Origin of the sequence: Allomuricauda sp. ARW1Y1 (genome assembly GCF_013407935.1) — a bacterium.
In the GTDB taxonomy this organism is placed as follows: domain Bacteria; phylum Bacteroidota; class Bacteroidia; order Flavobacteriales; family Flavobacteriaceae; genus Flagellimonas.
The window spans coordinates 406248-421333 of the sequence record NZ_JACBZU010000003.1 but is presented as its reverse complement, the minus strand read 5'-3'; the positions used below and the strand labels follow the sequence as shown (position 1 = coordinate 421333).

The 15086-nt window shown below is 41.9% G+C and carries 20 protein-coding genes; 19 read left to right on the top strand and 1 reads right to left on the bottom strand.

The genetic code is table 11. The features are described 5' to 3' along the window. Positions 1 to 17: 17 nt before the first annotated feature. Entirely contained in the window at positions 18 to 434 is a 417-nt protein-coding gene (locus GGE08_RS10810) for an HYC_CC_PP family protein (protein ID WP_179384891.1), read from the bottom strand. Positions 435 to 706: 272 nt separating this feature from the next. Between GGE08_RS10810 and GGE08_RS16250 the strand changes: the two genes are divergently transcribed. From GGE08_RS16250 to GGE08_RS10720, 19 genes are all read left to right on the top strand, one after another. Continuing rightward, positions 707 to 1126, top strand: a complete 420-nt coding sequence (locus GGE08_RS16250; protein ID WP_409553492.1) for an HYC_CC_PP family protein — start codon at positions 707 to 709, stop codon at positions 1124 to 1126. 166 nt (positions 1127 to 1292) lie between these two features. Further along, the gene (locus tag GGE08_RS10805; protein WP_179384890.1) at positions 1293 to 1874 is read left to right on the top strand and encodes a helix-turn-helix domain-containing protein; all 582 of its coding nucleotides are present in this window, start codon (positions 1293 to 1295) and stop codon (positions 1872 to 1874) included. Positions 1875 to 2056: 182 nt separating this feature from the next. Next, positions 2057 to 2542, top strand: a complete 486-nt coding sequence (locus GGE08_RS10800; RefSeq protein WP_179384889.1) for a hypothetical protein — start codon at positions 2057 to 2059, stop codon at positions 2540 to 2542. 24 nt (positions 2543 to 2566) lie between these two features. Next, positions 2567 to 2809: a hypothetical protein gene (locus tag GGE08_RS10795; RefSeq protein WP_067035924.1), complete on the top strand. Its 243-nt coding sequence runs from the start codon at positions 2567 to 2569 to the stop codon at positions 2807 to 2809. Positions 2810 to 2823: 14 nt separating this feature from the next. Further along, complete coding sequence (locus GGE08_RS10790) at positions 2824 to 3039, top strand: heavy-metal-associated domain-containing protein (RefSeq protein ID WP_067035921.1); 216 nt, start codon at positions 2824 to 2826, stop codon at positions 3037 to 3039. Positions 3040 to 3068: 29 nt separating this feature from the next. Next, the gene (locus GGE08_RS10785; RefSeq protein ID WP_179384888.1) at positions 3069 to 3287 is read left to right on the top strand and encodes an SHOCT domain-containing protein; all 219 of its coding nucleotides are present in this window, start codon (positions 3069 to 3071) and stop codon (positions 3285 to 3287) included. Positions 3288 to 3302: 15 nt separating this feature from the next. Then, positions 3303 to 3575 (top strand): DUF5676 family membrane protein, encoded by a 273-nt coding sequence (locus GGE08_RS10780; protein ID WP_067035915.1) that lies wholly within the window; start codon positions 3303 to 3305, stop codon positions 3573 to 3575. Continuing rightward, positions 3576 to 4280 carry a lycopene cyclase domain-containing protein gene (locus tag GGE08_RS10775; protein ID WP_179384887.1) on the top strand — a complete coding sequence of 235 codons (705 nt, stop codon included), beginning with the start codon at positions 3576 to 3578 and terminating at the stop codon, positions 4278 to 4280. It abuts the gene before it with no gap. Between the two features lie 54 nt (positions 4281 to 4334). Beyond that, a complete protein-coding gene (locus GGE08_RS10770; RefSeq protein ID WP_179384886.1) occupies positions 4335 to 4811 on the top strand; it encodes a universal stress protein in 477 nt (158 codons plus the stop codon). A gap of 22 nt (positions 4812 to 4833) precedes the next feature. Next, positions 4834 to 6186 (top strand): NAD(P)/FAD-dependent oxidoreductase, encoded by a 1353-nt coding sequence (locus tag GGE08_RS10765; RefSeq protein ID WP_179384885.1) that lies wholly within the window; start codon positions 4834 to 4836, stop codon positions 6184 to 6186. A 27-nt stretch (positions 6187 to 6213) separates the two neighbouring features. Further along, positions 6214 to 7230, top strand: coding sequence for a type II glyceraldehyde-3-phosphate dehydrogenase (locus tag GGE08_RS10760; protein WP_179384884.1), 1017 nt, complete (start codon positions 6214 to 6216; stop codon positions 7228 to 7230). Between the two features lie 8 nt (positions 7231 to 7238). Then, entirely contained in the window at positions 7239 to 8300 is a 1062-nt protein-coding gene (locus GGE08_RS10755) for a class I fructose-bisphosphate aldolase (protein ID WP_179384883.1), read from the top strand. 13 nt (positions 8301 to 8313) lie between these two features. Next, the gene (locus tag GGE08_RS10750) at positions 8314 to 9663 is read left to right on the top strand and encodes a dicarboxylate/amino acid:cation symporter (protein ID WP_179384882.1); all 1350 of its coding nucleotides are present in this window, start codon (positions 8314 to 8316) and stop codon (positions 9661 to 9663) included. Continuing rightward, positions 9660 to 10631: an ATP-dependent 6-phosphofructokinase gene (locus GGE08_RS10745; protein WP_179384881.1), complete on the top strand. Its 972-nt coding sequence runs from the start codon at positions 9660 to 9662 to the stop codon at positions 10629 to 10631. The genes GGE08_RS10750 and GGE08_RS10745 overlap by 4 nt, the downstream gene beginning before the upstream one ends. Positions 10632 to 10644: 13 nt before the next feature. Continuing rightward, entirely contained in the window at positions 10645 to 11640 is a 996-nt protein-coding gene (locus tag GGE08_RS10740; protein WP_179384880.1) for a 2-hydroxyacid dehydrogenase, read from the top strand. Between the two features lie 58 nt (positions 11641 to 11698). Then, a complete protein-coding gene (locus GGE08_RS10735) occupies positions 11699 to 12529 on the top strand; it encodes a universal stress protein (protein WP_179384879.1) in 831 nt (276 codons plus the stop codon). A gap of 3 nt (positions 12530 to 12532) precedes the next feature. Next, positions 12533 to 13375: an ATP cone domain-containing protein gene (locus tag GGE08_RS10730; RefSeq protein ID WP_179384878.1), complete on the top strand. Its 843-nt coding sequence runs from the start codon at positions 12533 to 12535 to the stop codon at positions 13373 to 13375. Between the two features lie 36 nt (positions 13376 to 13411). Then, complete coding sequence (locus GGE08_RS10725) at positions 13412 to 13666, top strand: hypothetical protein (RefSeq protein WP_179384877.1); 255 nt, start codon at positions 13412 to 13414, stop codon at positions 13664 to 13666. Between the two features lie 13 nt (positions 13667 to 13679). Further along, on the top strand, positions 13680 to 15080 hold the full coding sequence (locus GGE08_RS10720; RefSeq protein ID WP_179384876.1) for an MBL fold metallo-hydrolase RNA specificity domain-containing protein: 1401 nt from the start codon (positions 13680 to 13682) through the stop codon (positions 15078 to 15080). Positions 15081 to 15086 lie beyond the last annotated feature (6 nt).

Sequence of the window (15086 nt, the reverse complement as noted above, 5' to 3'; positions counted from 1 at the left end):
ATGCTATTACTTAAAAATCAAATGAGAAAAATCTGATCTAGGATCTGAATATCCTTGACCAAAAGCGGAGGGGGGTAATCACTTAACGGGACTATGTTTTCAGGTAGTCCTTCAAAAAGATTAAGATAGGTGTAGATAAAGCTAGCAACGAACTGTTGTTGTTCAAAACTTAATTTTTCGAAAGATACTTTTAAGTCGTTCTGGCCATCAACGGTAAGGACTTCATCGCTACAGCAATCGGCTTTGACCAAATTGCAATCTGGTAACTCTGCTGTCTCCTGAACTTCCATGCCGCAAGATTCTGCATGGCCCAAGAAAGAGTAATCAACCAGAACATCACCACAATAGTGTTGTGCAACCGAAAAAGAGAAGGTTGATAACAGCACTAATAGTGCCATTGTAAACGATGTTATTTTATGAAAAAAACTTTTCATCCGATCTGTAAAACTACAAAAATTTTAACACTCTTTTTTTGTTTAACAAAATTTTGGAAATCTAATCCCTTGATTTTCTTTCAAGTCACGTATGAACAAAATCAATTATCGGCGATATGATAAATATCATTTATTTGTTTAAGCCTTTAGTTTACATTTGTTATTATGGTTATGTGGATTACCGAATATATATTTGATTTTCAGATAATTAAGTGAGATTATCAAAAAATCGATTTTTTTTGGGGGTAAACAAAATTTTGTAATTTTATAATGTGAGGCGATTTTTCTTGAAAATATTGTCGGTTTTTTTAACAGCAGTTGTGTTGTTCACAACAACTTCCTTTACGGCCAATATGCATTTTTGCTGTGAGAAGTTGGTGAGTTTATCTGTTACTGGGGAAGCTAAATCTTGCGATGAAAAACTTCAAAATCCAGAAAACACGTCAAACAAATGCACTCTGGGGCAAAAAGATTGTTGCAGTAGCGACAATTTTGTCAACAAAGGCAGTGATGAACTACAGAAAGTTTCCTTTGAACTGGATTCCCTAACATTTACTTTCTTAAAGGCCTTTATCTACTCCTATATAAACCTTTTCGAAGGACTTGAGGAAAATGTAGTTCCCTTCAAAAACTATAAACCTCCGTTGATTCAGAAGGATTTGCTAGTTCTTCACGAGACTTTCTTAATTTGATTTTTAATTAAGCGGATTGTTTATGCAATAGCCCGCTCTTCGCATTGGCCGTACCTCTTAAGTGGCCCCTTTTTGTCGTACCCTATTCCCACGGCAGAACATTCAGATTGATTGCCAAACAGGGTTTTACCTGTTGAGATTTAATGTAAACCATAATACATGTACCATGGATTCCATAAGGGAATATTGGATAAAGAATATGGTTTGTAGGCGTTGCCTAAAGGTCATAAAGCAAGAATTGCATGATTTGGGCATTACCATACTATCCCTTGAACTTGGGAAACTTACGGTAAAGGCTCCAGAAATAGCAATTGTCGAAGTAGACCAAAAAGTGATGGCCGTCCTGCATTCCAACGGTTTTGAAATAGCCAAAAGTGAAGAGGAAATGATAGTCGAGAAAATCAAGATTGCCTTGATATCGTTGGTTACCAACGTCCCTATCAACATTAAGGAGAAAACCTCAGACTATTTGGCCAATTTACTACATCGAGACTACAAGGTTCTGAGCAAGATGTTTTCCAAGAAAGAAAATATCACTATAGAAAAGTATTTCATCAAGCTCAAGATCGAAAAAGTAAAAGAGCTCATTCAGTTACGGCAGCTTACTTTTTCTGACATCGCTTATATGCTAGATTACAGCAGTGTCAACCATTTATCCAGACAGTTCAAGGAAATCATGGGCATGAGCATGACCGATTATAAAAATGATCAAGCCTGGGAACGAAATTTCTTTGACGAAATTATATAGATAATAAAGAGAATTATGCAAACAAAGGCTTTTGGCAATACATAGATTTAACCTTGGATATTACCAGAAAAACAAGCTAATGTTTAGAATTAAAAAAAGAATTGAAAATGCTACTAAAACATGACAATTAGGGATAAATACAAAACGAATAACTGAAATAATTTTAATTAAAATCAAATAAGATGAGAAAAGCAGCAATTATTTTACTGGCAATTGGCTTAGTAAGTCTATCCGGTTGCAACCAGAAAACAGGTCCTAATGCAATGCTCGAAAATTCGCAAACGAGAACGGAACTCTTTGATGCAATTGCCAGCAACCACAGTTACATGACTGAATTCATGGACAACATGCAAGGCAACGACCATGCCATGCAGATGATGCAGGGCAATCAAAAGATGATGGGTACCATGATGCAGGGCCAGGGAATGCAGATGATGATGAACGACAGTATGATGGTGAAAAACATGATGCAATCCATGATGCAAGATGGAAAAATGATGGGCAATATGATGCAAATGATGCACGAAAAGGGCATGATGAGCGAAGATTGTATGGAGTCTTGTAAGAAGATGATGGGCGACAAGGGAATGGATATGAAAGGAATGGGCATGATGGACGGTTCAAATAAAATGGAACCATCTGAGCAAGACCATTCTGAACACCATTAAGGCTTAATTTTTAAATTTTCAATCATGAAAAATCATTGGATATGGATGATACTCGGTTGCGGACTTCCGCTTCTTTTCATCTTTTTTGCACCAGCATTCGGCATTAAAGGCAACCTCACACTGTTTACGTTCATAGTAATCATGTTCGCGGTGCATCTCTTGATGCCCATGAGACATGGTGGCCATACCCATGGGTTAACGGAGGATAACCTTAAAAGAAAAAAGGAAGAAAAGGAAAAGCACGACCAAAAACAGCATCAACACTGAAATCCGCAAAAAAAATGAAAAGAAAATATCAAATAGACGGAATCAGTTGTGGCGGTTGCATAACAAAGGTCAAAAAAGTATTGGAGTCTCATGAAGACATTGAGGAGGCAAAGATTTTTTTAAGTCCGAAAGGAGTCGCCAAGATTAGTATGAAATCGAACCTTTCGGTCGATGATCTGCAGAAACAGTTGAATCGACTTGAAGGTTATACAATTTCAGAATTGAATTAATTAATTACTAACATTTAAAACTTTTAGCTATGCACTATTTCGAAGGACATTGGGGCGGCATGCACATTATATGGTGGATTATCTGGCTCGTACTACTGGTTTGGATTTTCTTTATCCCGTACGACGTACCCTACCAAAAATCGAGCAATGAAGATCCCATGCAAATTCTAAGAAAACGATTTGCAAAAGGAGAAATAACCAAGGAAGAATATGAAGATTCAAAAAAAACCTTGGAAACGGACAAATAACTAAAAACAGAAATCATGAACCGTATAAACATTAAAAAATTCGGATTTGCATTCGGTCTCACTGCCGCCATCCTTTACATTGGCTGTATGGTCGTCATGTTTACGGCTGGCAGGGAAGGAACCATTGATTTTTTCAACAGCCTGCTCCATGGGCTTGACACAACCAGTATTATTCGCATGGATGTTCCTTTTTGGGAAGCTATAATTGGGATGATCCAAACATTCATTATCGGATGGCTGACAGGAGCGCTGATCGCAGCTTTTTACAATGCACAGCTAAAACGATAAATGCAGTACGTCTGGTTCATATGGTCCCTTATTATTCTAGCCCTCTGGGGCGTGGTCTATCTGATGAAGAAAGATTCTCGAAGAGAAATGCTGAAGATGAGTTGGATAACCATGCCCTTTGGGCTTACCGAACCCCTTTTTGTTCCCGAATATTGGCATCCGCCATCGCTTTTCGATTTGGCGATAAAGACGGGATTCGATATTGAAAGCCTAATCTTCTCTTTTTCCATAGGGGGCATAGGCACGGTACTGTACAATCTTATTTTTAAGCGAAAATATGTTGAAATACCGCATAGCGAACGGAAACATGAAAGGCACCGGTTGCACCTATATATCCTTTTCGTCCCGGCAGTAGTGTTTTTGGTATTGGCCCTTTTCACGCCATTGAATCATATCTATTGTGGCATTGCAGCCATGTTTTTGGGTGGAATGGCCACGCTATACTGCCGTCCGGATTTAAAGACCAAAATCTGGATAAGTGGATTTCTGTTCACGGCATTGTACTTTGTTTATTTTGGAAGTATACTCCCGTTCTATCCCAACTATGTAGAACTTTTCTGGAATCTGGAAAACCTTAGTGATATTCTAGTGGCCGGCATTCCAATAGAAGAGCTTTTGTTCGCTTTTACTTTCGGAATGTACTGGTCAGGGCTATACGAGCATTTGTATTGGAAAAAATTGATGAAACCCTTGGCCATAAGTTGATTTGGCTATATGGGAATTAAGCATAATTAATCATGAACAAATAAATTTAAAAAGATGAAAATACTATTGGCAATAGATGGTTCTGACTTTAGTAAAGTCGCCATAGATGAACTTGCGACGCTGCCGTTCCCTGCGGGTACCGAAGTATGTATTTTGAATGTGTTCGAAAATCCCATGTTGGCCGCTCCTGGTGCCCTACCCTTGGGCAGCACGCTTGGAAATTATTATGAAGAAACCGTTTCTAATGCGAAAAAATCGGCAGAAGATCTTGTTAATGAAGCTGCAAAATCATTAAGGGACAAGAATGACGTATTATCGATAACAACAGCCGTGGTAGAGGGGCTTCCTAAAAGTGTAGTTTTAGAAAAGGCGGAAGCCTTTGATGCCGATTTGATCGTAGTCGGGTCGCAGGGCCATGGCGCATTCTCTAGATTTTTGCTCGGCTCGGTTTCCCAGTCCTTGGCAACACATGCCGACTGTTCCGTCATGATAGTCCGAAAACGCGGTTCAAAAGAGAAAAAAAACTATTGAAAAGTTAGCAGGCAAGAACCAAATGTTAGACGATAGCAACAACAGTACATGCAAAGTGACGGATGCAATCTGCTTGCCGGATTCCGGGTTCCCAAGAATAGTCATTGTAGGTGGTGGCTTTGCGGGTGTGGCATTGGTGGAAGGGTTGAAAAATAAAGATGTTCAGGTGGTACTTATTGACCGCCATAACTTTCATCAGTTTCAGCCCTTATTTTATCAGGTAGCCACCAGTGGGCTTGAACCCGATAGCATTGTATTCCCTTTTAGAAAACAATTCAAGGGATATAAGAATGTGAGCTTCAGGCTGGCCGAGGTAAAGGAAATTCAAAACTCCATCAATACCGTCATAACAGACAAAGGAAAACTTACCTATGATTATCTGGTCTTGGCAACGGGAACAAAGACCAACTTCTTCGGTATGGAAGAAGTGGAAAGAAATAGTTTGGGGATGAAGGATATCCGGGATTCCCTAAATATCCGCCACATGATGCTGCAAAATTTGGAACAGGCCGCGATCACGTGCGATGATGAGGAACGCGATGCCCTCACGAATTTTGTGATCGTGGGTGGCGGTCCCGCCGGAGTAGAAATGGCTGGGGCACTGGCCGAATTCTGCAAATACATCCTACCCAAAGACTACCCCGAGTATCCTTCCTCCATTATGAACATCTATTTAGTGGAAGCTATGGATGAAGTGCTCTCTGCCATGTCGGACAAAGCCGCTTCAAAAACGCTGACCTATTTAGAGAATCTGAACGTGAAGGTGATGTTGAAAGAATCCGTTAGCAACTATGATGGCAGGGTGGTCAAAACCAAAAGCGGCAAGACCCTCTTAGCCAAGAACTTGATTTGGACAGCGGGGGTAATTGGAGATTTTCCAAAAGGATTCGATGAGACGTCTATTGTCAAGGGCAATCGTCTAAAAACGGACCACCACCTAAAAGTTGATGGAATGGACAATGTCTTTGCCATTGGGGATATCGCCGGGGTAATCACAGATGAGACCCCGAAAGGGTATCCCCAAGTAGCCCAAACCGCCATACAACAAGGCAGACATTTGGCCAAAGTACTTCTCAACACCATGCTTTCAAAGCCTTCAAAACCCTTTACATATAAAGATAAAGGTTCATTGGCCACTGTCGGCAAGAGAAAAGCGGTGGCTGATTTGGGGAAGTTTCATTTCGGTGGATATGCCGCTTGGCTTTTATGGTCTGTTGTTCACTTGGTCTCCATTAGTGGTTTTAGGAACAAACTATTGGTGGGCTTCAATTGGGCCATCAGCTATTTTACCTACGAAAAAAGTAATAGGGTAATCATAAGAAGTTTCAAAAGAACAAAGAAAGTTGATGCGCAATACACATCAACCCAAGAATAAATACTGAATCACTAAAAACAATTGAAAATGAAAAATATTGCAGTAGTAGGATACGGGGTCATTGGCAAAAGAGTTGCCGATGCCATAAAGGTACAGGATGACATGAAACTAGTCGGGATTTGCGACATTATCAGCGATTGGCGCATACAGAACGCTGTAAGAAAGGATTATGATATCTATGCGGCAACCACCGAAGCAGAAAAACAAATGAAGGCTTCGGGCATTTCGGTAATGGGCAATATGCAGGACTTATTGGATAAAGTGGACCTTGTGGTGGATTGTACCCCAAAAAAGATTGCGGCGAAAAATGTGGAAACCTATAAAACACACAACATCAAATTCATTCTGCACGGTGGCGAAAAGCACGAGACAACAGGCCACTCCTTTAGTGCTGAAAACAATTATAACACGGCGTTGAATATCAATGCAACCCGAGTGGTTTCTTGTAATACCACATCAATCTTGAGAACATTGACCGCTTTAAAAAGGGCCAATTTACTGGATTATGCACGTGGCACACTTTTAAGAAGGGCGACCGACCCTTGGGAAAGTCATTTAGGAGGGATTATGAACACCATGGTACCGGAAAAAGAAATCCCGAGCCACCAAGGTCCCGATGCACAGAGTGTAGATCCGGATTTGGATGTCATTACTTCAGCGGTCAAAGTTCCCCAAACCTTGAGCCACATGCATTACTGGAACGTGAAGCTAAAGAAAGAAACATCTAAGGAAGAGGTGTTGAACGCCCTCAAAACCTCAAGTAGAATCAAGTTTATTCACTACGATCAAGGCTTGGTCTCCAACAATACCATCAAGGAAATGTTTTTGGATATGGGCAGGCCTTGGGGCGACATGTACGAAGTAGCCCTATGGGAAGATATGCTAAAAGTGGTGGGCGATGAACTCTTTTATGCCTACGTTGTGGACAATCAAGCGATTGTAATTCCTGAGACGATCGACGCCATTCGGGCACTTACCGGAATCGAGATGGATGGTAATAAATCCATCGCTAAGACCAATAAAAGTCTAGGTATTAATCAATAGTAACAAGAATGAACACTCACGAAAAATTAATAGAGCAGTTGGGGGACAAAGCGTCCTTCTATTTAGATCATGTTAGCGAAAAGATTACCAAGGATGAACTGCAATTGCCCGATAAAAATTTTGTCTCCAAAGTTTTTGTCAACAGCAATCGTAATCCACAAACGCTTCGAAGTCTTGCCCAATTGTACGGGCATGGCAACCTGAAGGATACAGGGTATTTAAGCATACTTCCCGTAGATCAGGGAATCGAGCATAGTGCCGCTTTTTCCTTCTATAAAAACCCCGATTATTTTGACCCTGAGAATATTATAAAACTGGCCATTGGCGCAGGTTGTAACGGGGTGGCCTCGACTTTTGGTGTATTAGGTCTGTACGCTCGGAAATACGCGCATAAAATACCGTTCATCGTGAAGATAAACCACAATGAACTACTGTCATACCCCAATGCCTACGACCAAACCTTGTTCGGAAAGGTCAAGGACGCTTGGGATATGGGCGCAGTTGCTATTGGGGCGACCATATATTTTGGATCTAAGGAAAGTAATCGACAGATAGTGGAGATTGCGGAAGCCTTCGCCGAGGCCCATAGCCTCGGTATGGCCACGATTTTGTGGTGTTACATCCGAAATGACGCTTTCAAAACGGACAAAGAGGACTTTCACACCGCTGCAGATTTAACGGGACAAGCCAACCACCTTGGGGTAACGATACAGGCGGATATCATCAAACAAAAACTGCCCACTTCAAATTACGGTTTTAAAGACCTTCAATTTGGGAAATATGACGATGCCATGTATGAAACCCTAACCACCGAACACCCCATCGATTTGTGTCGTTTACAGGTTGCCAATTGCTATATGGGCAAAGTAGGACTGATCAGTTCCGGTGGGGGATCCAAAGGAGCATCCGATTTGACCGAGGCCATTACAACAGCAATCATAAACAAACGGGCAGGAGGCTCGGGTCTGATACTGGGAAGAAAAGCTTTTCAACGACCCATTAAGGAAGGGGTAGAATTATTGCATGCGGTCCAAAGTGTTTATTTGGAGGAAAAAATAACGATAGCCTAAGTGATAAAACACCATGTTCGAAACCGAAATAAAATCTTTAAAATCATTAAATCATTACTTGCAGAGACTGGTAGAGAGCAGGTTATGGCTAAAAGTGATTATCGCTTTGTTTTTGGGTGTAGGTTTCGGGTTATTATTAAGTCCTCAAAACGGTTGGGTCAGTAAGGCGACTGCCGATATGTTGGGAAATTGGTTGGCCCTACCGGGAATGCTCTTCCTCAAATTGGTGCAAATGATCATGATTCCCTTGATCGTGGCTTCTATCATTACGGGCATAGCCAGTAACGACAAGGAAAATCTAAAAAGGTTGGGGGGTGGTGTACTCTTATATTTTATATCAACAACAATTATATCGGTAACCATAGGAACGGTGCTAGCCGCGCTGTTCAGACCTGGAAAGTATCTGCACCAACAGGCGGAAATGGATCATGCAAATGCATTGGCCGATAATACCGAAAGTTCGGAACTATCCTTTGGAATAAATGATATTCCGAATGCCATAACGGATTTACTGCCCGAAAACCCATTGGCCTCTATGGTAAGTGGCGAAATGTTGAGCATTGTCATTTTTACCATTATCATAGGGGTAGCCGTTCTGTCGTTACCAAATGATTTGCTCAAACCGGTAAAATTACTTTTGAGTGCCGTACAGGAAATCTGTATGACCGTAGTAAAGTGGGCCATGTTGTTGGTGCCGGTGGCAGTCTTCGGATTGATGGCCCAGCTTACATCCAGTGTCGGGTTAAGCTCCCTTTCAGGCTTGGGTTTTTATGTACTCGTTGTACTGTTGGGCCTATTTATGTTGATTGTTATCTACCTCTTATTGGTAAGCACACTTGGCCGGACTAATCCTCTTAAATTTTTACGAAAAATTACGGATGTCCAGCTTTTAGCATTCTCGACTACAAGTTCTGCGGCGGTCATGCCCTTATCGCTGAAAACAGCAGAGGAAGAACTGAAAGTAGATAGCTCTATCAGTAATTTCATAATTCCCATCGGGGCTACCGTAAACATGGATGGTACGGCCCTCTACCAGACCATAACGACTTTGTTCATAGCACAGGCCTATGGCCTTGAAATGGGCCTTTTAAATATTATTGTCGTCGTCGTTACGATCGTTGCGGCCTCGATCGGAACCCCGGCCATACCCGGAGGTGGCGTTGTCATACTGGCTTCGGTACTATCGGGGGCCGGAATACCTTCTGAGGGGATTATCATAATAATCGGGGTGGAGCGCTTGCTCGGCATGTTCCGAACTGCTGTGAATGTTACCGGAGACTTAACGGCTTGTATGGTTTTCAATCGGTTTTACGGAAAAATACCCGATCTGATTACCGCTAATCTTAAAACCACTAAATCATGAACACGAATATGAAACATATTGGGGTATTTACCTCGGGAGGGGATTCCCCAGGTATGAATGCAGCTTTATTTGCCATTGCAAAAACTGCCGAAGTGAACAGCATAAGATTAAGTGGCTTTCGTAAAGGTTATGAAGGCCTAATCGATGGAGATTTAGTCGAATTGGATACCCGGGAACTTCAAAAATTAGTGCATCGGGGCGGTACTTTTCTTAAGACCGCACGAAGCGCAAGATTCCTAACTAAAGAGGGAAGACAGCAGGCCCTAGAGAACCTTCGGAAAAATAACATCGATGCACTTATCGCCGTGGGCGGTGATGGTACTTTTAAGGGGCTGCTCGCCTTTTCGGAGATTTGCGAACTGCCATTTATCGGTATTCCGGGCACCATAGACAATGACATGGCCGGAACCGACTTCACCTTGGGCTTTGATTCCGCAGTGAATACGGCAATCGAAAACATTGATAAGATCAGGGATACGGCAGAATCACATAACCGAATATTTCTAATTGAGGTAATGGGAAGGGACTGTGGATATATAGCAATGCATTCTGGATTGGGCGTAGGTGCCGATGCCATTTTAGTGCCGGAAAGCGGACAAGATTTTGTCCGTTTGCTCGAAAAGGCAAGTGTTTATGATAGCGAAGAAGCCTTAATTGCCATAGTTGCCGAAGGCGATGAACTTGGTGCCGAAATAGCGGCATCAAAGATCAAGGAATTAAATCCGAAGGTAGACCTCCGTATCACAAAACTGGGGCATGTGCAACGCGGTGGAAACCCTTCCGCTGCCGATCGTATGTTGGGGATAAGACTTGGGGCAGCTTCGGTAAAGGCCCTTTTGCACGAAAAAAAGAGCGTTATGGTCGGTATTCTCAACAACGAACTTAGCCTCACGCCTTTTAACCAAGTGGTAAAACAACACCAGGTACAAGACGAATTGTACGAACTCGTAAAGATTTTTGGTAAATAAAATTAGAACGCAAATGAAAACAACCGTATTCAGCACCCATAAGTTTGAAGAATCCTACTTAATATCCGCCAATGACGGCAAACATGAATTGAGGCTACTAGAGGAACGATTGTCCGAGCACACCGTTCCCTTGGCAAAAGGCTCGGAGGCCATCAGCCTATTTACAGGAGATGATGCATCCGCCAACGTACTAGAAAAATTAGCTGCATTTGGAGTCAAATACATAGCTCTTCGTTCGGCTGGTTACAACCATGTGGATATGGAAAAGGCGGATGAAATAAACATCAAGGTGGCTCGTGTTCCCGCATATTCGCCTTACGCCATTGCAGAACACACGGTCGCACTCATATTGGCTTTGAACAGAAAACTAATTAGGGCCAACAATAGAGTGCGTGAACAGAACTTTTCCTTAAACGGACTCACTGGTTTTGACTTGAACGGCAAAACGGTTGGGGTATTGGGCACCGGAAAGATTGGCGCAGTCTTGGTCAAAATCCTTCATGGGTTTGGCTGTAAAATTCTAGCCTATGATGTCAACAAGGATGAAGACCTAGTAGAAAAATTTGGTGCCAGCTATACCGACTGCAAAACGCTATGCAGCGAATCGGATATCATCAGCCTTCATGTGCCTTTGACTACCGACACGAAACATTTAATAGATGCCGAGCAAATTGGGGTCATGAAAAAAGGTGTTATGCTCATCAATACGAGCAGAGGCGGTCTGGTAGATACCAAAGCGGTCATCCATGGGCTAAAAACCGGAAAGGTCGGGTATTTTGGTATGGATGTCTATGAAGAAGAGGAAGGACTGTTCTTTGAAGACCATTCTGACGAGATTTTACAGGACGATGTAATCGCTCGTTTGATGACCTTCAATAATGTTCTGATAACGAGCCATCAGGCCTTCTTGACCGATACGGCACTGACCAATATTGCCGAAACCACCATACATAATCTGGATTGTTTTGAAAAACAAATCGACTCGGGAAACGAAGTAGCCAGCAAATAAAACGACAAGCTTCCATAGGAAGTACTTAAATCTATATAAACCTAAAAACAATAGCACTATGAAAAATATACTCGTACCCACGGATTTCTCAGAAAATTGCAACAAAGCCGCCGATTTGGGCATTGAAATCGCCAAACTTTATAATGCGGAAATTCATTTTTTCCATTTATTAAAGACTCCTGTCGATTGGGTCAAATTGGATAAGCAAAAGGAAAAACGGTATCCAGAAACCCTCAAAAAAATTGGAAAAGCGAAAGCCTCGTTACGTGAACTGGAAAAAAAGGCCGAAAAAGAACATCTAAAATGCCTGACCTTTTTACAATTTCATGTTGATCAAGACAACATCCTGAAACATTCAGGCCACTATGACCATGATTTCATCGTTACAGGAAGCAGTGGCACCAAGGGCATAGTTCGTGAACTTCTCGGAAGTAACGTAGAACGTTTGGTAAGAAAATCCGATGTACCGGTCGTTGTGGTAAAAGAAGATGATGTAAGGTTTCCTTTCAAGGATATCGTCTTTGTCTCAGATTTTTTGGAAGATGTCAGCGATGCCTTTAGGGAAGTGCTCTCTATCGCAGAAAAATGTAATGCGAAAATTCATCTATTACGCATCAACACGGCATCGGACCATAACAGTATCGCCCTTGGCCTAGATCCCATACGAAAGTTTTTGGAGGGTTTTCCCGAACTCAAGAATTTCTCCATGAACGTGTATAATGAGAACCAAGTTGAAACCGGCATCAATACATATTTGAAACAGAACAAAGCGGACCTGATTGCCATGTGTACACATGGGAATACAGGATTTTTAAGTTTGTTTTCAAAAAGCATTACAGAAGGGGTCGCCAACCATTCTTCGCTACCAGTGATGACCATTAAAATATAGAGAATGCCCCAGCAGGTACAGATAAGAAAATATTCCGGTGAACTTGAGGAATTCGATATCAACAAGCTCATCAAATCATTGCGCCGTTCAAAGGCTGACGAAACGCTTGTTCAAGAAATTGCCAATGAAATTAGGGACAGTGTATCCCATGGCATGACCACCAAAGAAATATACCGAAGTGCCTTTAGGATGCTAAAGAGCAAGGCCCGTGTGAGCGCTTCGCGGTATAAACTAAAAAAAGCCCTTATGGAACTCGGGCCTTCGGGTTATCCCTTTGAAAAATTTGTTGGGGCCATATTGAGTCAAGAAGGTTTTGATACAAAAGTCGGGGTAATCGTTCAAGGCAATTGTGTACAGCATGAAGTAGATGTGATAGCTGAAAAAGACAACAAGCATTATATGATTGAATGTAAATACCATAGTGATCAGGGCCGGTTTTGCAATGTGAAAATCCCGCTCTATATCCAATCAAGATTTTTGGATGTGGAAAAACAATGGGAAAAACAGCAAGGCCATAAAACCAAGTTTCATCAAGGGGGTGTTTATACCAATACCCGCTTTACCACCGATGCCATACAATATGGTACCTGTGTTGGGCTGATGCTTACAAGTTGGGATTATCCGAAAGGGAACGGTCTGAAAGAACGCATAGACAGATCCGGCCTACATCCCTTAACCTCTTTAACAACATTGACAAAGGCCGAGAAATCCAAATTATTGGATAAGGGCATTGTGCTCTGCAAGGACATTAGCGAAAACCCATCATTTTTGGGGCAAATAGGTATCGCCAAGCAACGACAAAAAAAAATTCTCGAAGATTCAGAAGAATTATGCACAGCACATTAAACCAATAAACATTGATCAATCCTAAAAAGAAAACAGATGAGAACAGAAACATTACAAAAACAGAACAGTATAGACCTAGAGCCATTTTACCAAGCAATGGAAGATGAACCAAGGTTACTTGAAGAGGCCTTTGAAACATTACTGGAGATGGTAAACTCCGAACCTAAATCGGCCAAGAAACTAGCTTTTCTTATCAAAGAGGACTTTCACGATTTATATAAAGAAATAACGGTGTTATGCAAATCGAACCAAGATAAGGGGAACACGCCTTCCTGCTGTGGGGGAAACTAAACGGGTACTATAAATGAAAAACGACAAAATAAACATTCACTTTTTAGGAGCTGCCGGAACCGTTACCGGTTCAAAATATCTCTTGGATACCGGCGAACGCAAAATCTTGATTGATTGTGGTCTTTTTCAAGGGCTAAAAGAACTACGTCTAAAAAACTGGGAGTATCCACCCGTTGAAGTCTCGGAAATTGACGCGGTCTTGCTTACGCATGGGCACATGGACCATACAGGCTATCTGCCCAGATTGGTCAAACAGGGTTTTAAGGGACCCATTTATGGAACGTACCCCACCCTGGACATTGCCAAAATCATATTGAACGATAGTGCCAAGATTCAAGAACAGGAAGCCGAACGTGCCAATAAGGAAGGTTATTCCAAACACAGCCCCGCCGAACCACTTTATGACTTAAAGGATGTTGAAAAAACCGTTCCCTTTTTTAAGGGAGTACCCCCCGGCCAATGGCTGCCCTTAATGAAAAACATAAAGGCTAGATTTCAGTACAACGGCCATATCCTAGGTGCTACCTACATTGAATTGGATGTTCTCGGAAAACGTTTTGTTTTTTCAGGGGATATCGGCAGAACCAACGATTTATTGCTATATCCCCCGCTAAAACCAAAAAAGGCGGATGTTCTTTTTATGGAATCGACCTATGGCGGCAGGTTTCATCCCGAAGAGGCGGAGGCACTTCCCGAAATTGAAAAATTGGTCAACAAAACCATTGAAAGGGGCGGAAGCCTTTTCATACCAAGTTTTTCCGTAGAGCGTGCCCAATTGATGATGCTGATATTTTGGAGGTTATTAAAACAAAATAAAATTCCCAAAGTACAGATGATTATGGACAGCCCAATGGGGGCCAACGTACTGGAACTGTTCCATCATACTAGAGATTGGCACAGGTTGGAAGATAACGAGTGCGACGAAATGTGTTCCTATTTTACCGTGGTAAGCAGTTATCATGAAACTATGGAATTGAGAAGTAATGATACACCTAAAATCGTCATAGCCGGAAGTGGAATGCTCACAGGGGGCAGAATGCTTAATTACCTCGAAACCCAGGCTCAAAACCCCAATAACACATTGCTTTTTGTTGGCTATCAGGCCGAAGGAAGTCGGGGAAGAAAATTGCTGGAAGGCGACAGGGAATTGAAAGTATACGGAAAAACAGTATCCTTTCAAATGGAAGTGGCAGAAATAGAAGGTCTTTCGGCGCATGCAGACCATGCCGAACTATTGGATTGGCTAAGCAAGGTCGAACAGAAACCGGAACGGATATTTATTGTTCACGGAGAGAAGGAAAGTGCGGAGGCATTGCAAAAAGGCCTTAAGGAAACCTATGATTGGGGTTCTGAAATTCCCAATTTATATAGCATAGAATCCGTAGAAACTAATCAGATCAGCTTATGGGCTTGATTATAG